This is a genomic window from Leclercia sp. CFBP8987 (assembly GCF_034044995.2).
Taxonomy (GTDB): Bacteria; Pseudomonadota; Gammaproteobacteria; order Enterobacterales; family Enterobacteriaceae; genus Enterobacter; species Enterobacter tamurae.
The window spans coordinates 2,992,394-3,018,163 of record NZ_CM188255.1 but is presented as its reverse complement, the minus strand read 5'-3'; the positions used below and the strand labels follow the sequence as shown (position 1 = coordinate 3,018,163).

General features: G+C 56.3%; 24 protein-coding genes. 19 read left to right on the top strand and 5 right to left on the bottom strand.

Annotated elements, in window-relative coordinates; translation table 11 throughout:
* Window positions 1–32: 32 nt before the first annotated feature.
* Entirely contained in the window at window positions 33–1,454 is a 1,422-nt protein-coding gene (locus SOM40_RS14640; protein ID WP_320530240.1) for an MFS transporter, read from the bottom strand.
* A 212-nt stretch (window positions 1,455–1,666) separates the two neighbouring features.
* On the opposite strand from SOM40_RS14640, the gene azuC reads away from it, so the two are divergent.
* On the top strand, window positions 1,667–1,750 hold the full coding sequence (gene azuC / locus SOM40_RS14635; RefSeq protein ID WP_098946254.1) for a stress response protein AzuC: 84 nt from the start codon (window positions 1,667–1,669) through the stop codon (window positions 1,748–1,750).
* Between the two features lie 95 nt (window positions 1,751–1,845).
* Window positions 1,846–2,097, top strand: coding sequence for a DUF2766 family protein (locus SOM40_RS14630; protein WP_106993370.1), 252 nt, complete (start codon window positions 1,846–1,848; stop codon window positions 2,095–2,097).
* An 80-nt stretch (window positions 2,098–2,177) separates the two neighbouring features.
* Here the strand turns inward: SOM40_RS14630 and SOM40_RS14625 are convergent, their stop codons facing one another.
* Window positions 2,178–3,521: an anaerobic C4-dicarboxylate transporter gene (locus tag SOM40_RS14625; protein ID WP_106993369.1), complete on the bottom strand. Its 1,344-nt coding sequence runs from the start codon at window positions 3,519–3,521 to the stop codon at window positions 2,178–2,180.
* Window positions 3,522–3,688: 167 nt separating this feature from the next.
* Window positions 3,689–4,192 (bottom strand): non-heme ferritin-like protein, encoded by a 504-nt coding sequence (locus SOM40_RS14620; protein WP_225758515.1) that lies wholly within the window; start codon window positions 4,190–4,192, stop codon window positions 3,689–3,691.
* A gap of 539 nt (window positions 4,193–4,731) precedes the next feature.
* On the opposite strand from SOM40_RS14620, the gene SOM40_RS14615 reads away from it, so the two are divergent.
* The 6 genes from SOM40_RS14615 (at window position 4,732) to otsA (ending at window position 11,552) form a co-directional block, all read left to right on the top strand.
* A complete protein-coding gene (locus tag SOM40_RS14615) occupies window positions 4,732–5,289 on the top strand; it encodes a DJ-1 family glyoxalase III (RefSeq protein ID WP_312077018.1) in 558 nt (185 codons plus the stop codon).
* 313 nt (window positions 5,290–5,602) lie between these two features.
* Window positions 5,603–6,592, top strand: coding sequence for an arabinose ABC transporter substrate-binding protein AraF (gene araF / locus SOM40_RS14610; protein ID WP_106993367.1), 990 nt, complete (start codon window positions 5,603–5,605; stop codon window positions 6,590–6,592).
* A gap of 69 nt (window positions 6,593–6,661) precedes the next feature.
* Window positions 6,662–8,176, top strand: coding sequence for an L-arabinose ABC transporter ATP-binding protein AraG (gene araG / locus SOM40_RS14605; protein ID WP_225758517.1), 1,515 nt, complete (start codon window positions 6,662–6,664; stop codon window positions 8,174–8,176).
* A 14-nt stretch (window positions 8,177–8,190) separates the two neighbouring features.
* Window positions 8,191–9,171, top strand: coding sequence for an arabinose ABC transporter permease AraH (araH, locus tag SOM40_RS14600; RefSeq protein WP_106993365.1), 981 nt, complete (start codon window positions 8,191–8,193; stop codon window positions 9,169–9,171).
* Between the two features lie 175 nt (window positions 9,172–9,346).
* Window positions 9,347–10,153, top strand: a complete 807-nt coding sequence (gene otsB / locus SOM40_RS14595; RefSeq protein ID WP_106993364.1) for a trehalose-phosphatase — start codon at window positions 9,347–9,349, stop codon at window positions 10,151–10,153.
* Entirely contained in the window at window positions 10,128–11,552 is a 1,425-nt protein-coding gene (gene otsA / locus SOM40_RS14590; RefSeq protein WP_106993363.1) for an alpha,alpha-trehalose-phosphate synthase, read from the top strand. The genes otsB and otsA overlap by 26 nt, the downstream gene beginning before the upstream one ends.
* A 20-nt stretch (window positions 11,553–11,572) precedes the next feature.
* Here otsA and uspC read toward each other — a convergent pair whose 3' ends face one another.
* Window positions 11,573–12,001: a universal stress protein UspC gene (uspC, locus tag SOM40_RS14585; protein WP_106993362.1), complete on the bottom strand. Its 429-nt coding sequence runs from the start codon at window positions 11,999–12,001 to the stop codon at window positions 11,573–11,575.
* A 786-nt stretch (window positions 12,002–12,787) separates the two neighbouring features.
* Between uspC and flhD the strand changes: the two genes are divergently transcribed.
* The 6 genes from flhD (at window position 12,788) to cheW (ending at window position 18,216) form a co-directional block, all read left to right on the top strand.
* Window positions 12,788–13,138, top strand: a complete 351-nt coding sequence (gene flhD, locus SOM40_RS14580) for a flagellar transcriptional regulator FlhD (protein WP_106993361.1) — start codon at window positions 12,788–12,790, stop codon at window positions 13,136–13,138.
* 2 nt (window positions 13,139–13,140) lie between these two features.
* The gene (gene flhC, locus SOM40_RS14575) at window positions 13,141–13,719 is read left to right on the top strand and encodes a flagellar transcriptional regulator FlhC (RefSeq protein WP_166182856.1); all 579 of its coding nucleotides are present in this window, start codon (window positions 13,141–13,143) and stop codon (window positions 13,717–13,719) included.
* 123 nt (window positions 13,720–13,842) lie between these two features.
* Window positions 13,843–14,730 (top strand): flagellar motor stator protein MotA, encoded by an 888-nt coding sequence (gene motA / locus SOM40_RS14570; protein WP_032611994.1) that lies wholly within the window; start codon window positions 13,843–13,845, stop codon window positions 14,728–14,730.
* The gene (motB, locus tag SOM40_RS14565; protein ID WP_166182855.1) at window positions 14,727–15,656 is read left to right on the top strand and encodes a flagellar motor protein MotB; all 930 of its coding nucleotides are present in this window, start codon (window positions 14,727–14,729) and stop codon (window positions 15,654–15,656) included. The genes motA and motB overlap by 4 nt, the downstream gene beginning before the upstream one ends.
* A 4-nt stretch (window positions 15,657–15,660) precedes the next feature.
* Window positions 15,661–17,691, top strand: coding sequence for a chemotaxis protein CheA (gene cheA, locus SOM40_RS14560; RefSeq protein ID WP_313824147.1), 2,031 nt, complete (start codon window positions 15,661–15,663; stop codon window positions 17,689–17,691).
* 21 nt (window positions 17,692–17,712) lie between these two features.
* Window positions 17,713–18,216: a chemotaxis protein CheW gene (gene cheW, locus SOM40_RS14555; protein ID WP_032611989.1), complete on the top strand. Its 504-nt coding sequence runs from the start codon at window positions 17,713–17,715 to the stop codon at window positions 18,214–18,216.
* Between the two features lie 585 nt (window positions 18,217–18,801).
* Here the strand turns inward: cheW and SOM40_RS14550 are convergent.
* Window positions 18,802–20,061 carry a dicarboxylate/amino acid:cation symporter gene (locus SOM40_RS14550; RefSeq protein ID WP_225758520.1) on the bottom strand — a complete coding sequence of 420 codons (1,260 nt, stop codon included), beginning with the start codon at window positions 20,059–20,061 and terminating at the stop codon, window positions 18,802–18,804.
* A 425-nt stretch (window positions 20,062–20,486) separates the two neighbouring features.
* Here SOM40_RS14550 and SOM40_RS14545 point away from each other — a divergent pair, with 425 nt between their 5' ends.
* The 5 genes from SOM40_RS14545 to SOM40_RS14525 all read left to right on the top strand — a co-directional run bounded on the left by SOM40_RS14545 (window position 20,487) and on the right by SOM40_RS14525 (window position 25,717).
* Window positions 20,487–21,056, top strand: a complete 570-nt coding sequence (locus SOM40_RS14545) for a Csu type fimbrial protein (RefSeq protein ID WP_320530239.1) — start codon at window positions 20,487–20,489, stop codon at window positions 21,054–21,056.
* Between the two features lie 84 nt (window positions 21,057–21,140).
* Window positions 21,141–21,620, top strand: coding sequence for a Csu type fimbrial protein (locus tag SOM40_RS14540; RefSeq protein WP_409418452.1), 480 nt, complete (start codon window positions 21,141–21,143; stop codon window positions 21,618–21,620).
* A gap of 55 nt (window positions 21,621–21,675) precedes the next feature.
* On the top strand, window positions 21,676–22,395 hold the full coding sequence (locus tag SOM40_RS14535) for a fimbrial biogenesis chaperone (protein WP_225759507.1): 720 nt from the start codon (window positions 21,676–21,678) through the stop codon (window positions 22,393–22,395).
* Window positions 22,371–24,755, top strand: coding sequence for a fimbria/pilus outer membrane usher protein (locus SOM40_RS14530; RefSeq protein ID WP_261644056.1), 2,385 nt, complete (start codon window positions 22,371–22,373; stop codon window positions 24,753–24,755). The genes SOM40_RS14535 and SOM40_RS14530 overlap by 25 nt, the downstream gene beginning before the upstream one ends.
* The gene (locus SOM40_RS14525) at window positions 24,752–25,717 is read left to right on the top strand and encodes a Csu type fimbrial protein (RefSeq protein ID WP_320530238.1); all 966 of its coding nucleotides are present in this window, start codon (window positions 24,752–24,754) and stop codon (window positions 25,715–25,717) included. The genes SOM40_RS14530 and SOM40_RS14525 overlap by 4 nt, the downstream gene beginning before the upstream one ends.
* The last annotated feature ends 53 nt before the right edge of the window (window positions 25,718–25,770 follow it).

Genomic DNA, 25,770 nt, shown 5'->3' with positions numbered 1-25,770 from the left:
CCAGTGATAAAGCCAGCTTACGCTGGCTTTTTTTATGCCCGTTTGCTGGATACCGCACTGCCGGCATCTTTCACCAGACGTAGGGTATCGATCATCCCCAGCAGACAGACCAGCGCAATCGCCACAAACGCCAGCCGGAAGCTGATCCCCGGCAGCGCGTCCATCCCCAGCATTTCGCTACTCAGCTCCCCGAGACGGATCCCGATCGCACCGAGGGTGATCCCCAGCCCCACTGCCAGCTGAGTGGCGGTTGAGAACAGGGTGTTGGCATAGCTCATCTGCGGGGAAGGGACATCGGCAAAGGCGAGGGTGCTGATGGCGGTAAACTGAATGGAACGGAATACGCCGCCCAGATAGAGCACCAGCATAATGATCCACACCGGGGTTTGCGGGGTCAGGAACGCACAGGCCAGCAGGGCCAGTACGTTCAGCGCCCCGTTAATCAGCAGCAGCTTTTTAAACCCCAGCCCACGGATCAGCGGCGTGGTCGCCGGTTTGATGGTCAGGTTACCGACAAATACCGCCAGCACCAGCAGACCGGAGTGGAACGCATCCATGCCGAATCCCACCTGAAACAGCAGCGGCAGCAAAAACGGCACGGCGCTGATGGAGGCGCGAAACAGCGACCCGCCGTACATCGTCACGCGAAAGGTGGGCACCTGCAGGGCGTCGAGGCGGATCATCGGCCATTCAGCGCGTCTGAAATGCCGCAGGGCATAGATCAACGTCACTACTCCGATGACCAGCAGTGCAAGGGTGATCGCCGTATTCACGTCGTGCGCCCCCATCATCTCCATGGCGCAAACCAGGCTAACCATTGCCACCGAAGTAGCGATAAAGCCCGGGGTGTCGAACGGACGGCGCGTCTCCTCACAGATATCCGGGATAATGCGCAGCGCCAGCGCGATGGCAATCAGCCCCAGCGGGACATTAATAAAGAAGATCCAGCGCCAGTTGGCATAGCTGGTGATAAACCCGCCCAGCGGCGGGCCGATAATCGGCGCCACCAGCGCGGGCCAGGTCAGGGTGGCGATGGCGGTAATCAACAGATGTTTCGGAGTGGTGCGCAGCACTGCCAGCCGCCCGACCGGGACCATCAGCGCGCCGCCCATCCCCTGCAGGACGCGCATGGCAACGAACTGATCGACGCTGGTGGCGAGGCCGCACAGCACCGAGGCGAGGGTAAAGATGGCCAGCGCGAGAGTGAAGACTTTGCGCGCGCCAAACCGGTCGGCAATCCAGCCGCTGGCCGGGATCAGCACCGCCAGGGTGATAAGATAGGCGCTGATGCCGATGTTGAGATCCACCGCCTGTACGCCAAAGCTTTTCGCCATATCGGGTAGGGCGGTGGCGATCACCGTCCCGTCGAGAAACTCCATAAAGAATGCGCCAGCCACCAACAGCGCAGCGGGAGAGACCCCGCTGGCCGCGTTGCCGGAGATTTTTTCGCTCATTTTTCCTCTGCCACTTAAACTTTTTTTTAAAAATTTACAGGAACAAGCAGGATGCTAATTGCCTGATTTGTATTTATTTTTAACAGGAACGCTGTTTTATTTTAAATAAACTGCCGTGATGAATATCACAAAATGATTGATTTTTGTGATGGCGGTCATATTATAGGCGCATCAACGATAACACCTGCATAACAATTAGCCGGAGCAAAACAATGAAATTGCGCAAAATTCTGAAAAGCATGTTCGAATCCTATTGCAAGACCTTCAAGGACGTACCGCCAGGCGCGATGTTCTGATAAAAAAACCTGCTTCGGCAGGTTTTTTTGTGCCTGCAGGCCGCAACAGGCCGGGCGTTTTGCTACTATGGCGGCCTTTCAAACAGGAGAAGCCTATGTCTCAAAACCTGAGTGCCGATCAGGAACTGATCTCTGACGTTGTTGCATGTCAGCTGGTTATCAAACAAATCCTTGATGTGATTGAAATCATCGCCCCGGCTGAGGTGCGCGAGAAGATGTCCAGCCAGCTCAGAAACATCGATTTTGCCAGCAATCCTGCCTCGGCCGACCCCGTCACGCTGCGTGCGGTTCAGAAAGCCATTGCGCTGATTGAACTGAAGTTCACCCCGCAGGGCGAATCTCACTAAAATAAACCGACGTTTTGAATTTAGAAATGGTTTTGTGAGAAGAATGTGAACGGGCGACCCCGGGTCGCCCGGAATGCAGGTTACATAAAGGTCTGCACCAGCAGATAGCTCACCGCACAGGCACAGCTCACCCCAATAAGCCCCGGCAGAATAAAGCTGTGGTTGATAATAAACTTGCCGATGCGCGTGGTGCCCGAGCGGTCAAAGCCTATACAGGCGAGGTCGCTGGGGTAGGTCGGCAGAACAAAATAGCCGTACGACGCCGGGAAGAAAGCAATCAGCATCTTCGGATCGATTCCCAGCATTAACCCCATCGGCGCCACCGCCGTCAGGGCTGCCGCCTGGCTGTTGACCAGTTTCGAGACCAGGAACAGCACGATGGCGTAGGTCCAGGGGTGACTTTTTACCACCCCCTCCAGGGCCATCTTCAGTTCATCCAGATGCGCCTGGAAAAAGGTGTCGCTCATCCATGCCACGCCAAAGACCGAGAAAATCGCCACCATCCCGGCCTTGAAGACCGCCCCGTTTGAGATGGACGCGGCATTCACTTTGCACACCATCAGCATCACCGCCCCGGCAATCAACATCATCATCTGGATCACCAGGTTCATCGACAGGGCCGTCATTTTACCTTTCACCTCAAAGGCCGGACGCAGCTCGGGCAGGGCACCCAGCAGCACCACGACGGCAATCCCGGCGAAGAAGATCCAGGTGGACCAGTAGGCCTGCTTCGGAAAACGTTGATCCATTAAGGTGTCGGTACTGCCGTAGATGAACTTGCGCTGCTCAGGATCCTGCAGCCGGGCCTGAAACTCCTCGTCATCGGCCAGATCCTTGCCGCGGCGCAGACTCCAGAGGGCGGCAATCGCCACCCCCGCCAGCGAGGCCGGGACCGAAATGGCGAGGATCTGCAGAATGCCAAATGCCTGACCCACGCCGTGCTGAGCGGCAAGAATCGATACCAGCGAGACGACGGCAACCGACACCGGAGAGGCGGTAATCGCCATCTGCGAGGCAATAGACGCCACTGCCATCGGGCGTTCCGGGCGGATGCCTTTTTTCAGCGCGATATCGGCAATGATCGGGAACATGGTATAGACCACATGGCCGGTGCCGCACAGGAAGGTCAGCATCCAGGTGGTAAAGGGGGCGAGCAGGGTAATGTGTTGCGGATGCCGCCGCAGCAGCCTTTCGGCAAACTGCATCATCACGTTCAGTCCTCCGGCGGTTTGCAGCGTGGCGGCGCAGCCGATAACGGCCAGGATCGTCAGCATCACGTCTACCGGGGGCTTACCGGGCTGAAGCCCAAAGACAAAGCTGAGAATAAAAAGGCCAATGCCGCTGATCAGCCCCAGTCCCATGCCACCGAACCGGGTGCCGACCAGCAGGCACAGAATAATGACAACAAATTCAACGGTAATCATACGTTTCCCTCGTCTGTGAAAATGAAATTTTCGCAAATCATTACACGGAGTGGGGTTATTCGGTGGGAGCCAGATCGGATTTGTTAAAGATTAATAAAAGCAAAGGGTTGGTGGTTCTGAAACAAAATTACCCGGCACAGGCCGGGTAAGTCATTTAAAGCGCAGGATCAGTGATGCTGACAGTTGACGACGTTCAGCAGGTGACGATCGGTCTGTTCCAGTCCCATGCCGGTGCTCCGGGCCTGGCGAACTTCATCGAGGACGGTCTTCAGTAATACCCCATCCTGCTGTTGCTCTTTTTCAATATCATGCAGGAAGTTGAGCGTAGAGATATCTTCCATTTTTCGCGCTTCATCCGTTAATTGATTCAGCGTCTGGCAGCGTTGCTCATACTCCTCCAGCGTACGCTGGAAAACCGCTTCCAGGCAGCTGCAGTCTTCATCACTCATATCCACCGGTTTCAGAACTGGCATCGCGCCAGAGGCTTTCAGAAAATCGAAAACGCGCATCATCTGGGTGACGTTGCTCTGCGCCTGGGTGCGCAGGAAGGTTGCGGAACCGGTAAATTGATGTTCTGAACACCACTCGCTGAGGTGCAAAGAGAGGTTTGACGCGTGAAACTCCAGGTTCATCTGCGTATTGAGCTTGTTGATCATATCCGAGGCAGCCATATCCATTCCCTTTTCTTCGTAATGTAACCTAAAAAATAATCATCATTAACGATAGTTCACTTCAGAATAAAAGCATTCTGTTTTCCCTGTATGTGATCCCTTATTCACTTCAGTCATCGGTTAAAAATAATAATAACAGCGGATGGTTTATAAGAAAATCCTTATAAATATATTCTTACTAAACCTTACCTCCCATCAGCAATTAAAAATTGCGAAGAGATCAGAGCGAGCTGTCTGGAGAGTGAAAATAGTTAACTATTTGTAATTTATATAAATTTATAAAAACGAAGCGATTTGATCGATTAGGGCTTTTAATGTTTTACCGGATAACTGTGAGACGGGCGTTTAGCACATAAATTGATAATAATTTCCGCCAGACGGAATAGAGATAATTCTTATATTTAAACATTTTTTACACCTGGTGAAAATTGCGTCAGATCATTTTTGCGGGAAAGCGTGCGATATGTGATCCAACAGGGAGTTTGCCGCCCCGCACTCTGAGAAAATGAAACATTGTTTTAATCTGAGGGAGTTTTTTTATGGCAAAGGTTGCGGTGCTGCTGGCACCCGGATTTGAAGAGGCGGAAGCGATCATTACCATCGACATTCTGCGCCGTCTCAATATTGAGGTAGAGACCCTGGCCTGCGACGGGTCGCGCGCGGTGGTGAGCTACCATAATATCCCGATGGTCGCAGACCACACCCTGAGCGACAAAATCGATACGTACTACGACGCCGTGGTTTTACCGGGCGGCCCGCAGGGCAGCGTAAACCTCGCCGCCAGCGCAGAGGTGGTGCGTTTTGTCGCCGCGCATGACGAAGCGGGCAAAATTATCGCCCCGATCTGTTCCGCCGCCGCGCGCGTGCTGGGCGGGAACGGCTTGCTCAAAGGCCGTCGCTATGTCTGCTCGGGGGATCTCTGGCAGGCGGTTCAGGACGGCGTCTATGTCGATGCCCCGGTAGTGGAAGAGGGCAACCTCATCAGCGGCAAAGGCCTGGGTCATGCCTTCGACTTCGCCCTGACCCTCGCCGCGCGCCTGCTGGGCGATGAGGCCCCGGTTCGCGAGCACGCCGAACACATCTACTATCCCTGGTAAGATCGCCGGGCGCGCGTGCGCCCGTCTAACAAGGATATCCTGGCTGAACTTATGGACTAATCTGCTTTAACCCTTTCTAATTGTCTGACAAATATCTCCGCATTTATGTCATTTCTCGCTGAATGTATGTACGCAATTACTGTAATTCTGCGGTGTGATGGCGCTCTCTTATGGATGATTAATTTCCCGCTAAAACTATCTCAAGCAAATGCGCTTTTAACACCTTTGGCGCTAATGCGTTGTTTTACGTCCGATTAAACAAAATTGAGAAGTTGTTTCCCTACAAATTAGAACGCTAAAGCTGGAGTTAACCATGCACAAATTTACTAAAGCGCTGGCGGCCATCGGTCTGGCTGCCGTTATGTCACAATCCGCTATGGCGGAGAACTTAAAGCTCGGTTTCCTGGTGAAGCAGCCGGAAGAGCCGTGGTTCCAGACGGAGTGGAAATTCGCTGATAAAGCCGGGAAAGATTTGGGCTTCGAAGTGATCAAAATTGCCGTGCCGGACGGTGAAAAAACGCTGAACGCCATCGATAGCCTGGCGGCCAGCGGCGCGAAAGGGTTTGTCATCTGTACTCCGGATCCAAAACTGGGCGCCGCCATCGTGGCGAAAGCGCGCGGCTACGACATGAAGGTTATCGCGGTGGACGATCAGTTCGTCAACGCCAAAGGCGCGCCGATGGATACCGTTCCTCTGGTGATGATGGCGGCGACCAAAATCGGCGAGCGTCAGGGCCAGGAGCTGTATAAAGAGATGCAAAAACGCGGCTGGGATGTGAAAGACACCGCGGTGATGGCCATTACGGCTGACGAGCTGGATACCGCGCGCCGTCGTACCACCGGTTCGATGGATGCCCTGAAAGCTGCCGGCTTCCCGGAAAAACAGATCTACAAAGTGCCAACCAAATCTAACGACATCCCGGGCGCCTTCGATGCGGCCAACTCCATGCTGGTTCAGCACTCTGAAGTGAAACACTGGCTGGTGGTCGGGATGAACGACAACACCGTGCTCGGCGGCGTGCGCGCCACTGAAGGCCAGGGCTTCAAAGCGGCAGACGTGATCGGTATCGGCATCAACGGTGTGGATGCGGTGAGCGAACTCTCTAAAGGGCAGGCCACCGGCTTCTACGGCTCCCTGCTGCCAAGCCCGGACGTTCACGGCTACAAATCCAGCGAAATGCTCTACAACTGGGTGACCAAAGGGGCAGAGCCAGCGAAATTTACTGAAGTGACCGACGTGGTGCTGATCACCCGTGACAACTTCAAAGCCGAGCTGGAGAAAAAAGGACTGGGCGGTAAGTAATTTACTGTGATTGCGCCCCCCGGCATTAACGGGGGGCCAGACGTTCACTACTCGTTCCCCGGAGATGTTATGCACCAGTCTGAACCCTATCTCTCATTTCGCGGCATCGGCAAAACCTTTCCCGGTGTCAACGCGCTGACCGACATCAGCTTTGACTGCTATCCGGGTCAGGTTCATGCCCTGATGGGGGAGAACGGCGCCGGAAAATCCACGCTGCTGAAGATCCTCAGCGGTAACTACGCCCCCACGACGGGTACCCTGGCGTTACAGGGCAAAGAGGTCGCCTTTGCGGACACCACCGCCGCGCTGAACGCCGGCGTCGCTATCATCTACCAGGAGCTGCATCTGGTCCCTGAGATGACCGTCGCAGAAAATATTTATCTCGGTCAACTTCCCCATAAGGGCGGCTTCGTTAACCGTTCGCTGCTCAACTATGAAGCCGGGCTGCAGCTGAAACACCTCGGGCTGGATATCGATCCCCAGACCCCGCTCAAGTATCTTTCCATCGGCCAGTGGCAGATGGTGGAGATCGCCAAAGCGCTGGCGCGCAATGCCAAAGTCATTGCTTTTGATGAACCAACCAGCTCGCTCTCAGCGCGCGAAATCGAAAACCTGTTCCGGGTGATCCGCGAGCTGCGTAAAGAGGGGCGCATCATTCTGTACGTGTCGCACCGTATGGAAGAGATTTTTGCCCTCAGCGATGCCATCACCGTGTTCAAGGATGGCCGGTATGTTCGCACCTTCACTGATATGCAGCAGGTCAATCACGACCAGCTGGTGCAGGCGATGGTGGGCCGCGAGTTGGGCGATATCTATCACTGGGAGTCGCGCCAGTACGGCGGCGAGCTGCTGCGTCTGCAGGAGGTGAAAGCTCCGGGGGTACGCACGCCGATCAGCCTCACCGTGCGCAGCGGTGAAATCGTCGGCCTGTTCGGGCTGGTGGGGGCAGGGCGCAGCGAGCTGATGAAAGGGCTGTTTGGTGGCACCCGCATTACCGGCGGTCAGGTGTTTATCGACGGGCAACTGGTCGACATTCAGAAACCGGCGCACGCCATTCGCGCAGGGATGATGCTCTGCCCGGAAGACCGTAAAGCCGAGGGAATCATCCCGGTGCACTCGGTACGGGACAACATCAATATTTCGGCGCGCCGTAAGACCATTCGCGCCGGGTGTCTGATTAACGATACGTGGGAGGTCAGCAATGCCGATCACCACATTCGCTCGCTCAATATCAAAACCCCGGGCGCTGAGCAGCTGATCATGAACCTCTCCGGCGGCAACCAGCAGAAGGCCATCCTGGGCCGCTGGCTGTCGGAAGAGATGAAGGTGATCCTGCTGGATGAGCCGACCCGCGGTATCGACGTGGGGGCGAAGCACGAAATTTATAACGTGATTTACGCTCTGGCAAAACGCGGCGTGGCGGTGCTCTTCGCCTCCAGCGATCTGCCGGAAGTGCTGGGTGTGGCCGACCGTATCGTGGTGATGCGCGAAGGGGCCATTGCCGGTGAATTGCTTCATGAACAGGCGAATGAACAGCAGGCCTTAAGCCTCGCCATGCCTAAAGTCAGCCAGGCTGTCGCCTGAGTAAGGAGAATAAGATGTCCTCTGTCACTACATCCGGAGCGCCGAAATCGGCCTTCAGCTTCGGGCGCATCTGGGATCAATACGGCATGCTGGTGGTTTTTGCCGCGCTGTTCCTCGGCTGCGCCATCTTTGTACCTAATTTCGCCACCTTCATTAATATGAAGGGGCTGGGTCTGGCGATCTCCATGTCCGGGATGGTCGCTTGCGGGATGCTGTTCTGTCTGGCATCCGGCGACTTCGACCTGTCGGTGGCCTCGGTCATCGCCTGCGCCGGGGTTACCACCGCGGTAGTCATCAATATGACCGAAAGCCTGTGGATTGGCGTAGCGGCGGGGCTACTGCTCGGCATGCTCAGCGGCCTGGTCAACGGCTTCGTTATCGCCCGGCTGAAAATCAACGCCCTGATCACCACCCTCGCTACCATGCAGATCGTGCGCGGGCTGGCCTATATCATCTCTGACGGTAAAGCGGTGGGGATTGAGGACGAGCGCTTCTTCACCCTCGGCTACGCCAACTGGCTGGGTCTGCCGGCGCCTATCTGGCTGACGGTGGGGTGTCTGATTATCTTTGGTTTCCTGCTGAACAGAACCACCTTTGGCCGTAACACCCTGGCGATTGGTGGTAATGAAGAGGCGGCGCGTCTGGCCGGTGTCCCGGTGGTGCGCACCAAGATCATTATCTTCGTGCTCTCCGGTCTGGTGTCGGCGGCGGCGGGGATTATTCTGGCCTCGCGTATGACCAGCGGCCAGCCGATGACCTCTATCGGTTATGAGCTGATCGTCATCTCAGCCTGCGTTTTGGGGGGCGTATCGCTCAAAGGCGGCATCGGAAAAATCTCATATGTGGTGGCGGGGATCCTGATACTCGGGACGGTGGAGAACGCCATGAACCTGTTGAACATCTCTCCGTTCTCGCAGTATGTGGTACGTGGCCTAATCCTGCTTGCAGCGGTGATCTTCGACCGTTACAAACAAAAAGCGAAGCGTACGGTTTAACCCGTTTTCCTCCCTTCCGCGACCTAACTTTTAAGTGTAGTCGCGACCTTAACCCCCTTTCCAGCCGCAGCGGGAAGGGGGTTGTCAAATGGCGAGCCTCGTCACACTGTCTATACTTACACTGCTACTGAGATGTTAACAGTTTTTCATCTCGCCAACTGTAAGGAGGATCAGGGTGGCCGATACGTTAACTTCACCGCCATTACTAACTGAAAACTATGCGTACTTTTTTGACCTCGACGGGACTCTGGCAACAATCAAGCCGCACCCCGATGAGGTGGCAGTTCCCGTAGAAGTGTTAGAGGCGCTGAATCAGCTCGCGCAGCTGAACCAGGGGGCACTGGCATTGATATCAGGGCGTTCAATCGCCGAGCTGGATCAGCTCGCCGGTCCCTACCGTTTTCCGCTTGCCGGTGTACACGGGGCGGAGCGCCGCGACATCCATGGTCATCTGCAAACCGTTTCCCTTCCTCCTGATCTGGTCCAGACGCTGCATGCGCAGTTGACGACGGCACTTTTATATCTGCCAGGTACCGAGCTTGAGGCTAAAGGGATGGCGTTTGCGCTCCACTATCGCCAGGCGCCCCAGTATGAGCAGGAAGTGTTTAACCTGGCGGAGCAGGTAGTGCGTGACAATCCGCAGCTGTCACTGCAGCCGGGTAAATGTGTCGTAGAAATTAAACCGAGGGGCATCCACAAAGGCGAAGCCATTTCTGCCTTTATGCATGAAGCGCCTTTCCTCGGCAGAACGCCGGTGTTCTTTGGCGATGACCTGACCGATGAGCATGGCTTTGAGGTGGTCAACCAGCTTAAAGGGGTATCAGTAAAAGTCGGCGCGGGCGATACCAAAGCCAGCTGGCGGCTGGCGACGGTGCCCGATGTCTGGCAATGGGTAATAAAAGCCGCTAACCATCAACAAGAAAAAGAAATAGCGCAAATTAACAGGAGAAAACCTTATGGGTCGCTTGATCGTAGTTTCTAATCGCATCGCTCCCCCGGACGACAAAAAAGCCAGCGCAGGTGGACTGGCTGTAGGGGTGCTGGGGGCGTTAAAAAGTACGGGGGGGCTCTGGTTTGGCTGGAGTGGAGAGATTGGTAACGAGGATAAACCGCTAAAAAAGGTGACCCGCGGGAACATCACCTGGGCCTCGTTTAATCTTAGTGAACAGAATTACGATGAATATTACAGCCAGTTCTCTAACGCTGTGCTGTGGCCAGCCTTCCACTATCGCCTCGACCTGGTGAAGTTTAAGCGCGAGGCCTGGGAAGGGTATTCGCGAGTAAATAGCCTGCTGGCCGATAAACTACAGCCGTTAGTCCAGCAGGACGACACGGTGTGGGTACACGATTACCATCTGCTGCCGTTTGCCAGCGAGCTGCGTAAGCGCGGCATTAACAACCGCATCGGCTTCTTCCTGCATATCCCGTTCCCGACTCCGGAGATTTTCAACGCGCTGCCGCCCAGCGACGAGCTGCTCGAAGCGCTCTGCGATTACGATCTGCTGGGCTTCCAGACCGAAAACGACCGACTGGCCTTCCTCGACAGCGTAGCCAGCAAAACGCGGCTGACGGCCCATGACGATGATTCGCACTCCGCCTGGGGCAAGCGCTTCCGCACCGAGGTCTATCCGATTGGTATTGAGCCGGACGAGATTGCCGGTCAGGCCTCCGGGCCGCTGCCGCCGAAGCTTGCGCAGCTGAAAGAAGAGCTTAAGAACGTAAAAAACATCTTCTCCGTTGAGCGTCTCGATTATTCCAAAGGGTTGCCGGAACGCTTCCAGGCTTACGAGACCCTGCTGGAGAAATATCCCGAGCACCACGGTAAGATCCGCTACACCCAAATCGCACCGACCTCGCGCGGTGAGGTGCAGGCTTATCAGGACATTCGTCATCAGCTTGAAAACGAAGCCGGGCGCATCAACGGTCGCTATGGTCAGCTGGGCTGGACCCCGCTGTTCTATCTCAATCAGCATTTTGAACGCAAGATCCTGATGAAGGTGTTCCGCTATGCGGATGTCGGGCTGGTGACGCCGCTGCGTGATGGCATGAACCTGGTGGCGAAAGAGTACGTCGCCGCGCAGGACCCGGCCGATCCGGGTGTGCTGGTGCTGTCGCAGTTTGCTGGTGCGGCCAATGAGCTGACTTCGGCGCTGATCGTCAATCCTTACGATCGGGATGATGTCGCCAACGCCCTGCACCGGGCGCTGGATATGCCGCTTACGGAGCGTATTTCACGCCACGCGGAGATGATGAAGGTGATTCGTGAGAACGATATCGATCGCTGGCAGGCGCGTTTCATCGAGGACCTGAACCAGATCACCCCTCGCAGCGTGGAGAGCAACCTGCAAAAAAAGGTCGCAACCTTCCCTAAACTTGCCTGAAAATAAATTCACTCAGCGCATTACACTGCGCTGAGTGGAATTAACAGCACATCAACTTTACTGTTGCTAACGATTGTCTTTGCGCAACAGGCTGTCCGCGAAAAAAAACTGTGATTATGATTGCCACAAATCACCAGGTCGACCTCCTGATTTTGACATATATCAAGTATCCTCGTGCTTAATTCCCCTGACGCACAAAGTGTCTGGGCGATGGGATATTCTGCACGCGCAATAAGTTCGTCCAGAAATTGCTGGGTTTCCTCCTGAATAACGCCACGAATATCTTCCAGCATCGGTGCGGCCAGTTGATTGTACATCTCGGGATCGGCGGAAAGCGTGACGAGGGTGATGCGGGCCTGGGTCGGCCGGGCGATGGCCACCGCTTTGGCAACCAGTTGATGGCTTTCGGGAGAAACAGAAACAGAAACAAGGATATGGGAGTAACTCATAGTACCCTCCGGACCTGGCTGTACATTAGCGATCCCTCACCTTTAGCGCGCTTTTTTTACTTACGCAAGGGGGGGATATGACATTCATGTGATGGTTATCATAATTATTCATTAAATATTCTTATGTAATGAATAGTGCTAAACCCTGCTTAGGGGGTTAAAACGGCTAACTTAACGGAAATCATACAAATAAAACCCCCTCAAAAACAAGGGGATTAACCCCTTTGCAACATTTATCCAGCCGTAAACGTAAGAAAAAACTTACGTATTGACGCTGATTTAATTACTTTATTTTCAATCGCTTAATCCACTGTTTCTATCTTAGATATATTAAGGGGTTTAGGCGATTTGTAATTTGTCAACCCCAGGCAAGTAACGTGCCGGTTTTGTTCATACTTGTGCATGAATATTCGACCAGAAAGAATATATCTGGCGGTTATTTGTTCATTAAACAGACAATTTAGAAGTGATACTGATGGATTTTTGGTTCAAATTCACCTAAATTATGTGACGTGGATCACATTTATTTTAAATTTCAGGCGAGGCTGCATTGTATGTCCTACATCGGACGGGTAGAGTTGCACCGAATTAGGAAAAATCTTAGTTAATTGTAAGAAGTGATAACTGTCAGGAAGCAATTATTGTTTTTCTTTACGAGATTCATCAATACAGAACTTAATTCAACTAGCGTTTTAGCCTTTTCTTCTTTTTTTACCGGGGTTTTCCCGGCGACATCACGGGGTGCGGTCTACCGCACAAGAATATAGTGTTATTCGGGAAGGGAAAATGAACACATCCGAATTGCTAAAACACATTTATGACATCAACCTGTCATATTTATTGCTTGCACAACGTTTGATTAGCCAGGACAAAGCCTCGGCGATGTTTCGCCTGGGTATTCATGAAGAGATGGCGACAACACTTGGCGGCTTAACGTTGCCACAGATGGTCAAACTGGCCGAAACTAACCAGTTAGTGTGCCAGTTCCGTTTCGATAGTCACCAGACCGTGACCCAGTTGACTCAGGAGTCCCGCGTGGACGATCTGCAGCAGGTTCACACCGGTATTTTGCTTTCTACTCGTTTGCTTAACGACATTAGCCAGCCTGATGACGCAGCCCGTAAGAAAAGAGCGTAATCATGAGTGAGAAGAGCATTGTTCAGGAAGCGCGTGACATTCAACTGGCGATGGAGCTGATTACGCTTGGTGCTCGTTTGCAGATGCTTGAAAGCGAGACACAGCTGAGCCGTGGTCGTCTTATCAAACTGTATAAAGAATTACGCGGTAGCCCGCCGCCAAAAGGCATGCTGCCGTTTTCTACCGACTGGTTTATGACGTGGGAGCAGAATATTCATGCTTCCATGTTCTGTAATGCCTGGCAGTATCTGCTCAAGACCGGTTTATGCACCGGTGTTGATGCAGTCATTAAAGCGTACAAACTGTATCTCGAGCAGTGCCCGCAGCCTGAAGAGGGTCCGCTGCTGGCACTGACTCGTGCATGGACGCTGGTGCGTTTTGTTGAGAGCGGATTGCTTGAATTATCTCGCTGCAACTGCTGCAGCGGTAACTTTATCACCCACGCTCACCAGCCTGCCGGCAGCTTTGCCTGCAGTTTGTGCCAACCACCGTCTCGCGCGGTAAAAAGACGTAAACTTTCCCGGGATGTTGCCGATAGTAATCCACAACTGCTGGATGAACAGATCAAACAGGCTGTTTAACCCGAACGTACGGGCAAGACTCCAGCAGCGGTAAGCAATTACCGCTGCTTTTTTTTGCCCCGCGAACAGGTAAACCCCCGAACTGTGTCCTCTGGCTAAAGTCACTAGCGGAAGGATGATGTCGTGCTTATCGTATTAGGTTACCTGGTTGTTCTCGGTACAGTTTTCGGCGGTTACATGATGACCGGCGGGCACCTTGGGGCACTCTATCAACCGGCCGAGCTGGTTATAATCGGCGGTGCAGGGGTGGGTGCATTTATCGTTGGCAACAACGGCAAGGCGATCAAGGGAACGTTAAAAGCGTTGCCGTTACTGTTCCGTCGTTCGAAATACACCAAAAGTATGTATATGGACCTGCTGGCGCTGCTCTATCGCCTGATGGCCAAGTCGCGTCAACAGGGGATGTTCTCTCTGGAACGTGATATCGAGAACCCGAAAGAGAGCGAGATCTTCGCCAGCTATCCGCGGATCCTGGCGGACTCGATGATGCTCGAATTTATCGTCGACTATCTGCGTCTGATCATCAGCGGCAACATGAACACCTTCGAAATCGAAGCGCTGATGGATGAAGAGATCGAAACCCACGAAAACGAAGCGGAAGTGCCGGCCAACAGCCTGGCGATGGTCGGCGACTCCTTGCCGGCGTTCGGTATCGTGGCGGCGGTGATGGGGGTGGTTCACGCTCTGGCCTCTGCGGATCGTCCGGCGGCAGAGCTGGGGGCGCTGATTGCCCACGCCATGGTGGGGACCTTCCTCGGGATCCTGCTGGCGTACGGTTTTATCTCTCCGCTGGCCACCGTATTACGCCAGAAGAGTGCTGAAACCACCAAAATGATGCAGTGCGTCAAAATCACGCTGCTCTCCAACCTGAACGGTTATGCTCCGCCGATTGCGGTAGAGTTTGGCCGTAAAACCCTGTACTCCAGCGAGCGTCCGTCGTTTATCGAACTCGAAGAGCACGTGCGCGCGGTGAAGAACCCAAACCAGCAGACGAGCACTGAGGACGCATGAAAAATCAGTCCCATCCCATCGTCATAGTCAAAAAGCGCAAGCACAAAGGCCACGGGGGCCATCATGGTGGCTCCTGGAAAATCGCCTATGCGGACTTTATGACCGCGATGATGGCGTTCTTCCTGGTGATGTGGCTGATCTCTATCTCCAGCCCGAAAGAGCTGATTCAGATAGCAGAGTACTTCCGCACCCCGCTGGCGACCGCGGTGTCGAGTGGTCCGCGTATCTCCAACAGCGACAGCCCGATCCCGGGCGGTGGGGATGACTACACGCAGAAGCAGGGTGAAGTGAAACGCGAGCCCAACATTGATGAGCTGAAAAGACGCATGGAACAGGCGCGCCTGAAGAAACTGCGTGGCGATCTGGATCAACTGATCGAAGCGGATCCGAAGCTGCGTGCCCTGCGTCCACACCTGAAGATCGATCTTGTTCAGGAGGGGCTGCGCATTCAGATTATCGACAGCCAGAACCGTCCGATGTTTAAAACCGGCAGCGCCGACGTGGAACCCTATATGCGCGATATTCTGCGCGGGATTGCCCCGGTATTAAACGGGATCCCAAACCGAATCAGTCTCTCCGGTCACACCGATGACTTCCCTTACGCCGGTGGCGAAAAAGGGTACAGCAACTGGGAGCTCTCTGCGGATCGTGCCAACGCATCCCGTCGTGAGCTGGTGATCGGCGGACTGGACGATGGCAAGGTGCTGCGGGTTGTCGGCATGGCCGCCACCATGCGTGTGACCGACCGCGGACCGGAAGATGCCATCAACCGTCGAATTAGTCTCTTAGTGCTCAACCAGCAGGCGGAGCAGGCCATCCTGCATGAAAACGCCGAAAGTAAAAATGAGTCACTGGATGATTTAAAACAGCCAGGCCCTGTGCCGTCGGCTGCCGTTCCAACATCGCCACCAGCCAATCCGAGGTGATAGCGTGAGCATGGATATTAGCGATTTTTACCAGACGTTTTTTGATGAAGCCGACGAACTGTTGGCGGATATGGAGCAACATTTGCTGGACCTGGTGCCCGAGGCACCGGATTCAGAGCAGCTCAACGCCATATTTCGTGCAGCCCACTCCATAAAAGGAGGCGCCGGTACGTTTGGCTTTACCATTCTGCAGGAGACGACCCATCTGATGGAGAACCTGCTGGATGAGGCCCGACGCGGTGAGATGCAGCTCAATACCGACATTATTAACCTGTTTTTGGAAACGAAAGATATTATGCAGGAACAGCTCGATGCCTATAAAAGCTCGCAAGAGCCGGATGCTGCCAGCTTCGAATATATCTGCCACGCCCTGCGTCAGTTAGCGCTGGAAGCCAAAGGTGAGACGGCAGCCGTTGCCGTCAGCCCGGCAAAACTGAGCGTCGTTGATGCCGCCCCGACGGCCGCGCCAGCCCTTGACGACCGCGTGCGCGTGGTGCTCTCCGGTCTGAAAGAGAGCGAAGTGAATCTGCTGGAAGAGGAACTGAGCAATCTGGCGACGCTGAGCAACGTGGTAAAAGGCAAGGACACGCTGGCTGCGACCCTCGATGGCGGCATCGGCAAAGATGACGTGGTCGCGGTGCTCTGCTTTGTGATTGAGCCTGAGCAGATCGACTTTGAAGCGGTAACGGATGCACCGGTTGCCGAGGCTGCCGACGTCGCTGAGGTGGTCGAGGCCGCGCCTGCGGTACCGGCAGTGGCACCGGCGGCACCCGCGCTGAAGGCCGTTCCGGGCGAAGCCGCTGCACCAAACCGTGGCGAACGTGAAAAACCGGCCGCCCGCTCCAGCGAATCTACCAGTATCCGCGTAGCGGTAGAGAAGGTGGATCAGCTGATCAACCTGGTCGGCGAACTGGTGATCACCCAGTCGATGCTGGCCCAGCGTTCTAACGAGCTGGACCCGGTAAACCACGGGGACCTGATCACCAGCATGGGCCAGCTGCAGCGCAACGCCCGTGACCTGCAGGAATCGGTGATGTCCATCCGTATGATGCCGATGGAGTACGTCTTCAGCCGCTTCCCGCGCCTGGTGCGCGACCTGGCCACCAAGCTGAATAAGCAGATCGAACTGACGCTGATGGGCAGCTCCACCGAGCTGGATAAGAGCCTGATTGAGCGCATTATCGACCCGTTAACGCACCTGGTGCGTAACAGCCTCGACCACGGGATCGAGCTGCCGGAAAACCGCGTTGCCGCAGGGAAATCCCCGGTCGGGAACCTGATCCTATCTGCGGAACACCAGGGCGGGAACATCTGTATCGAAGTGACCGATGACGGCGCAGGCCTGAACCGTGAGCGCATCCTGGCCAAAGCGATGTCGCAGGGGATGGCGGTCAACGAAAACATGACCGACGAAGAAGTGGGCATGCTGATCTTCGCTCCGGGCTTCTCTACCGCCGAGCAGGTGACGGACGTCTCCGGCCGTGGCGTGGGCATGGATGTGGTGAAACGTAACATCCAGGAGATGGGCGGCCACGTTGAGATCAAGTCGAAGCAGGGGTCCGGTACCACCATTCGAATCCTGCTCCCGCTGACGCTGGCGATCCTCGACGGCATGTCGGTCAAAGTGGCGGGCGAAGTGTTTATTCTGCCGCTGAACGCGGTGATGGAATCACTCCAGCCGCGTGAAGAAGATTTACATCCGCTGGCGGGCGGTGAGCGCGTACTTGAAGTGCGTGGCGAGTACCTGCCGTTGGTGGAGCTGTGGAAAGTGTTCGACGTGGACGGCGCCAAAACCGAAGCCACACAGGGGATCGTAGTGATCCTGCAGAGCGCGGGTCGCCGCTATGCGCTGCTGGTCGATCAGCTGATTGGTCAGCATCAGGTGGTGGTGAAGAACCTTGAGAGCAACTACCGCAAGGTACCAGGTATTTCAGCCGCCACCATCCTCGGGGATGGTAGCGTGGCGCTGATCGTCGATGTTTCGGCGCTTCAGGGATTAAATCGTGAACAACGTATGGCGCACACAGCCGCCTGATTCAGTTAAGAAGGTAAAAAAATGACCGGTATGAGTAATGTAACCAAGCTGGCCGGCGAGCCATCAGGGCAGGAATTCCTGGTTTTCACTTTAGGTGACGAAGAATACGGTATCGACATTCTGAAAGTGCAGGAAATCCGTGGCTATGATCAGGTGACCCGCATCGCCAACACGCCTGATTTCATCAAAGGCGTGACCAACCTGCGTGGCGTTATCGTGCCCATCGTCGACCTGCGCGTGAAGTTCAGCCAGGGCGACGTGGAGTATGATGACAATACCGTGGTGATCGTGCTCAATCTGGGCCAGCGCGTGGTCGGGATCGTGGTTGACGGGGTCTCTGACGTGCTCTCCCTGACCGCCGAGCAGATCCGCCCGGCACCGGAATTTGCTGTGACGCTGTCCACCGAATACCTGACCGGCCTGGGTGCGCTGGGCGATCGTATGCTGATTCTGGTGAACATCGAGAAGCTGCTGAACAGCGACGAGATGGCGTTACTGGATGTGGCGGCAAGTCACGTAGCTTAATTTCGTAAATGTAACATTCGTGGGCTTTTCCGTTCACTTTAAGAACGGGGAATATGTTACTTGCACAGCCCGTGAACGGGATAAGGGGGCCACCGCGGCCCCCTTATCAATCCCCGCGGCCCCGCGACGAAATCGGTGCTTCGCACTACACTCACCTCACGACCTGCTGTCTGCGGTCGGCTCAACTCGACATCCTGTCTCGATTCGCCTCTGGCCGCCATCCATGGCGTCCAGCCCTTGCCATCCGGTCTCCGGTTCGCCGATTTCAGCGGGGACTCAACACCCGTGCCACATTCAGGCGACGGAGAAGCTGGAGGGGGTAATAGTCCGGCTGAAAATCGCTGAGGCGTTGACCGCAGGCCGGGGCGAGGCGCATGGATGCGCCGAGAGGGCGTGACCTACAGGGATGTAGGATCACGCCCGACCCGATAGCCGAAGGGACCGCGAAGCGGCGATTTTCTTTGCCGGGAGCCGGGATTGTTAAGGGGGCGGCGATAGCCCCCTTAACACGTTCACCGCAGCGGGGAGTACATATGGCGAAAGAGTTATAGTGAACGGAACGTTTCCACAATTTTTACATAAGACTTAAGCTTCCTGGCTAGCCAGCTCCACCTCATCCTCCAGCAGCCCCTCATTCTGCGCCAGCATCGCCGTTGCCACGCCGTTCCCCAACACGTTAATCGCTGACCGCCCCATATCCAGGAAGTGATCGATCCCCATCAGCAGCAAAATCCCCGCCACCGGAATATGGAAACTCGGGATAGTCGCCGCCAGCACCACCAGCGCCGAGCGCGGTACCCCGGCAATCCCTTTTGAGGCCAGCATCAGGGTTAACATCAGCACCGTGATTTCCGAAAACGTCAGCTGAATATTGTACGCCTGGGCGATAAACATGGAGGCAAACGAGCAGTAGACCATCGACCCCACCAGGTTAAACGAATACCCAATCGGCAGCACAAACGAGACGATATTGCGCGAGCAGCCAAAGCGGGTCAGCTGCTCCAGCGTTTTAGGGTAAGCCGCTTCCGAACTGCTGGTGGTAAAGGCCACCAGGACCGGATCTTTCAGCATGCTCACCAGACGGAAGATCTCGTTTTTTAGCACCATATACCCCACCGCCACCAGCACCAGACAGGTGAGGACGATCGCCAGGTAATACCCGCCAATAAACGAGGCGTAGTTGAGCAAAATCCCCAGCCCCTGGGTGGCGATCACCGAGGAGATGGCGGCGAAGATCGCCAGCGGCGCAACGTACATCACGTAGCCGGTCACTTTCAGCATGATGTGGGAGACCACATCCAGCGCGGCCACCAGCGGGGCGTTAAACTTCTCCCCCAGCGATGCGCCGCCAATGCCGAAGAACATCGAGAACACCACAATCTGCAGGATCTCGTTATTGGCCATCGCCCCGACGATGCTGGTGGGGATGGTGTGGGAAAGGAAACCTTTCAGCGACATCCCCCCCGTTGCCAGCCCGGTCTCTACCGCGCCAGCCGGAACGGCCAGATTCAGGCCGCTGCCCGGGTGGAGCAGGGTGACGATAAACAGCCCGACCAGGATGGAGAGCACCGACGAACTGATAAACCACACCATCGCTTTACCGCCCACGCGGCCAATGGTGGCGGTCTCACCCAGACGCATGATCCCCACCGTCAGGGTGCTGAACACCAGCGGCGCAATGACCATTTTAATCAGGCGTAAAAAGATATCGGTTAATAACGTGATGTTATCTGACCAGGCTGCGATTGCGTCAGGGGACGCGTACTCATGAATGACTGCCCCGGACAGGATGCCCGCCAGCATAAAGACCACGATGAAGATCGTGAGTCGGTTTGCACTTGCCACCAAAATACCTCATTAACGAAAAGGTGAAATTAAACAGCTGATGTATCTAATTTTAATTATTCAGCACATGAATGATTCATAACCTACGTTGAAGTAAAAAAGCGCGCTTTTCAATATTTTTTTAATATTTATCAGTTTTGTTAATGGCTGCGTGACGATATATTGTGATGTAGATCACATTGCAATCAATATATCCTCCCGGTTTGTTTAAAACGTGGCGGGTTACATTGCGTATCCACATGTTTTAATAAGTAAAAATGTGTCAATACGGTAAGTGTATGAGTATTGTTGCAAAAAGTTGTTGAGATTGTATCCATAAACTAAATTTCACAATAACCACCCTGGCAGTGGCCTGATGGGTGCTAACAGACTGAGCGTTATCAAAAAATTGATAACCGCACGTGACATTTTCTGGAGGGTGGAAAATGAATAAAAAGCTCCTGATGCTGTTTTCCGGCGGCGTTCTGGCGATGGCAGCCGGCAATAGCCAGGCCGTTACCAGCAGCGGCACCATCGGCGCAACCTTGACGTTAACCAACGGTTGCCTGATTAACGGCTCGCCAACGCAGGACGGCATTAACTTCGGTACCCTCGATTTCGGTACCCATCCGGCGACCTTCTCCACGCTGACCACCCAGTTGACCGGGGCCAGCGGCGGCAATACCTTCACCATTCAATGCACCACCGCCAGCTATACAGTAGCGATCACCGGGAATACCAACTCGACAGCTCCCGGCACCGTAGTCGGCACGCCGGGTACTCCCGCGCGCTATCTGGTGAATACATCCAATACCAGTCAGGGCGTGGCCTACAGCCTGTTCAGCGACGGCGGATTTAACAACATCATCGCCAACAACGCCCCGTTGCCAGTGACCTCCACCACCGGGGGCGTTGACAGCTACACCCTGTACGGCCGCATCACCGGTGGGGGCAACAGCGTCACCGTGGTGCCAGGCACCTACACCGATACCATCAACGTCAGCGTCACCTATTAGCGCCAGCACGTTTTAATGCGCGTGAATAACCAAAAGCTCCATCACCGGGGAGAGGGAAAACTGCGCGCTCTTTTTAGCCTGAGCATGCTGCTGCTTGCGGCGGGAAGCAGCGAGGCGGTGACGACGCAATCCTTTCAGGTGAGCGCCACCATCACCCCCGGCTGCTCCGTCGCCGCAGGCAGCGGTGGCCTGCTGGGCACCCTGAACTTTGGCACCCACAGCGGGGTGGCGCGGGGATCGGTGAATACCAGCTTTGTGCCGAACGGTTCGCTGTCCATCGCCTGTACGCCTGGCGTGGCGCTGAGCATGAGTATCGACGGGGGCCAGTATTACACCTCGGTGCGCAATATGCAGCGCTCCGGGGCAACCGATCGGGTGGCGTACCGCCTGTACAGCAGCAGTTCCCTGGCGGCCAACAGTGAGATCGGGGTTAACCAGGCGGTGTCTGTGACATACACCAACAGCAACAACATTGCGCTACCGCTCTTTGGTGTGGCGCTTCTGACCGGGTTCAGCCCGGCTGGAAATTATTCCGATCAACTCACCGTGACCCTGTCGTGGTGATAAAGGGAGAAGGACGATGAAGGCACTTTCGGGAACTCGTACGCTCTGTCTGCTGATGGCGCTGGGTGCAACGCTCAACACCGCCCACGGGGCGGCCACCATTCTGCTGTGGCCTATCGACCCGTGGCTGTCGGCGGATACCAAAGCCACAGAGTTGTGGGTACAGAATCAGGGCAACAGCGCCACCACCATGCAGGTGCGAATTGTTCGCTGGCGTCAGGAGAATGGTCTTGAACGCTATACCGCGCAGCAGGAGGTGGTTGCCAGCCCGCCGATCGTCACCATTGCCAAGGGCAGCAAGCAGTTAATCCGCCTGATCAAACAGAGCGAGGTGCCGGCCGGTGTCGAGCAAGCCTACCGTATTATCGTGGACGAAATCCCTCAGCCGCAGGATAAGGCGACCCCGCAGATGGGACTCAAACTGCAGATGCGTTACTCCATACCGCTGTTTGTCTACGGGCAGGGGATCGCCACCATCAAGGACGGGGCGCACCACGCCCTGGCCGAGACGCGGGATCTCAACTGGCGGGTGATCCGTGAGAATGGCCAACCCGCTCTGCAGGTCCGCAACCAGGGCAATGTGCATGTCCGCCTGAGCCAGGTCACGCTGCAGCAGGGGGGACAAAATCGTACCCTCGCGGATGGCCTGCTGGGTTACGTGCTACCGGGCAGCGCCCGTAGCTGGCCGCTTCCGTCAGGGATCAGCCAGCCGAACCAGATGCGTGCGGAAATTAATGCCCGGGATACGCAATGGCAGTCGGCCCCCGTCAACTGAAGCCGTCGATGCTTATCCTGCTCTGCGTCAGCTCCGCAAGCTGGGCCGATCCTGGTGATGATATGCTGCCTCCACCGCCGGTGCCGCAGTCGGTCAATGACGAGGCGGTGTTCCAGCTGGTGCTGGTCGTTAACCATTATGACACCGGGCTGGTGGTGCCCGTCACCCGGCGGCAGGAGGAGTATCTGGTCGCCAGCGCCGATCTGCGCCGCGCGGGTTTGCCCGCCGAACAGGTCCCGCCGGGGGAGGTAAATGTCAGCCGCCTGCCGGAGGTGCGCACCGAGTACGACAGCACCGGGCAACGGCTGTTGCTCAGCGTGCCGCGAGAGTGGATCGGCGCCCGCGTCACCCCCTTCAGCGGGCAGATGGCGCGCAGCACGCCCCATTTTGGCAAAGGAGCGCTGCTCAACTACGACTTTTATACCAACCACACCGAGCACAGCGGCGGCCAGGCCTCCCTGTGGCATGAGTTGCGCTATTTTGACGACCGGGGATCGTTATCCTCCACCGGTTACGTGCGGAAAAACCTCTCCGGCGGCAGCGGGCAGCAGGAGGGGTACGTGCGCTACGACACCACCCTGATGATTACCGACGAAGAGAATGCCACCACCTGGACCGCCGGGGATGTGATCAGTGATGCCCTGAGCTGGAGCAGCAGCGTGCGCATGGGCGGCATCAGCTATGGCCGCGATTTCTCCCTGCGCCCGGACCTCGTCACCTGGCCATTACCGGAATTCTCCGGTGAAGCGGCGGTACCTACCTCAGTGGATCTGTTCGTCAACGGCTACCGTGCGGGCTCGACCCGTTTGCAGCCGGGACCCTTCACCCTCACCAATCTGCCTTACATCAACGGCGCCGGGGATGCGGTGCTGGTCACCACCGATGCGCTGGGTCGTCAGGTGAGCACCACCATGCCGTTCTACGTCACCAGCGATCTGCTCCGCCAGGGGCTCAGCGACGGGGCCATGACCCTCGGCAGCCTGCGCCGCAACTACGGTATCGAGAATTTTGACTACGGCCCGGCGGCGGGCAGCGGCTCGTATCGCTATGGCCTTACCGACTGGCTGACGCTGGAAGGGCACGTCGAAGGGGCGGAAGAATTGGCGCTGGGCGGGGCCGGAACCATCGTCAAACTCGGGCGGCTGGGGGTAGTGAACAGCGCCTGGACCCAGAGCAAAATGCGCGGCGACACCGGCGGGCAGGTAAACTGGGGCTACCAGTACAGCACTAACGCCTTCAGCATTGCCACCCAGCACAGCCGTCGCGATCGCGGCTTCGGCAACCTCGCCCTCTACGATCAGCCCACCGTTTATGATGAATATAACCAGCCCATCGCCAGCCTGAGCCGCAATACCGATCAGTACTCCCTGACTTTTAACCTCGGCGACTTCGGCAATATTGGTGCGGCATGGATCGGCGTGCAGAGTTTCGACGATCAGAAAACCGAGCTGCTGAACCTCTCCTGGAGCCGTAACCTGTGGGGCAGCAGCAGTATTTACCTCGCTGCCAGCCGGGATCAGCAGCAGGGCGACTGGACGGTGGCCCTGTCGCTGCAGATCCCCCTCGGCGAGCGCGACAGCGCCGCCATCACCCTGGAAAATACCCCGGACGCCGGGAGCACTCAGCGCCTCAACTACAACCACTCGATGCCCACCGACGGCGGCTTCAGCTGGAATATGGCGTGGGCGCGCCAGTCGCAGGCCAGCAACTATCAGCAGGCCACGCTGGGCTGGCGCAATAACAACATCGAGCTGCAGGGCGGCGGCTACGGCGACCGCGACATGATGACCTGGTGGGGCGAGGCGATGGGGGCGGTGGTGCTGATGGACGGCGAGCTGTTTGCCGCCAACAAAATCAACGACGCCTTCGTGGTGGTCAGCACCGACGGGCAGCCGGACGTGCCGGTCAGCTATGAGAACCAGCCGGTGGGTAAAACCAACCGCAACGGCTATCTGCTGATCAGCGGCGTATCGGCCTATTATCCGGCCAGCTACAGCATCAACACCCTCAATTTACCCGCCGACACCCGCCTGAAGGAGACCGAGCGCCGCGTCGCCCTGCGGCGCAACAGCGGCTATCTGGTCGATTTCCCGATGGAGCAGGAGCGGGTGGCCAGCGTGATCCTTCATGACGGGGCAGGGGAAGCGATCCCCCTCGGCAGCCAGGTGCGACGCCAGGGGCGGGAGCCGGTGGTGGTGGGCTATGACGGGCTTGCCTGGCTGGAGGATCTGGCGGACGTCAACCCGCTGGAGGTCATCACCCCGGACGGCAAAGGCTGTCGTATTACCCTGACCCTGACGGCGAACCCGGAGCATAAGCTGCAAACCTACGGGCCGCTGACCTGCCGGGTGGCACCATGAAACGCCTCCTGCTGCTGGTGATGCTGATCCTGTTTTCGGCGACCAGCTGGGGAGCGTGCCGGGTCAGCACCGTCAATGCCAGCTTTGGCAGCGTCACCTCGTTTGCCCTCAGCGGCAGCAATGAAGTGGCCACCACCGGGACGCTGGTGGTGAACTGCGATACGGTGCTCAACTTGCTGACCAACGATACGGTGACGCTCAACTTCACCGGCGCCTCCATCGCCGCCAGCAGTCGCGGGACGATGAAGCGCACCGATAATGCTACCATCACCGACGTGATCCCCACTCGCCTGTGCGGCCAGACTACCTGCAACGCCAGCAGCGAAGTGCAGATCGGCAAAGCCTATACCTGGAGCGGTTCATCGCTGCTGGGCCTGCTTGGGTCAAGGCAGTACAACATCCCGCTCTATTTTCGCACCGTCGCCGGGCAGAACGTCAGCGCCGGGCCCTATCAGGTGACCCTCAATTTCAACGTCAGCTACAGCGTCTGCGCGCTGGGGGCACTGGGGCTCTGTACCTCCGCACAAACCGGCACCACCCCGGTCAGCCTGACCCTCAACATGACGGTCACCAACGACTGCAGCGCGATGACCACCCCAAACGTCAACTTCAACAGCGCGCCGCTGGTGCAGAATTTCCCCACCGTCTCGCAGGCCATCTCGGTCACCTGCACCAAGGGCAGCGTCTATACCATCGGCATTAATAACGGCGCTAACGCCAGCAATAACGTGCGCCGGATGGCCAGCGGCAATAACCGCATGAGCTATGAGATCTATAAAGAAGCTACCGCCAATCGCTGGGGTAGCAGCGGCAGCGAACGCTGGTCCAGCGGTGCCTCCTCCCAGGTGAGCGCCGACGGGCTGCTGCGCAGCTACAACTACACCGCTCGCGTCCTGACCACGCAGACCACCCCTCCCGCCGGTAACTACAGCGACACCCTGGTCGTCGACGTCGCGTTCTGACCCTCGCTTTTCCCTTTCGCAAATGTAAAGTTCCTGTCAGTTGTGCCGATAAC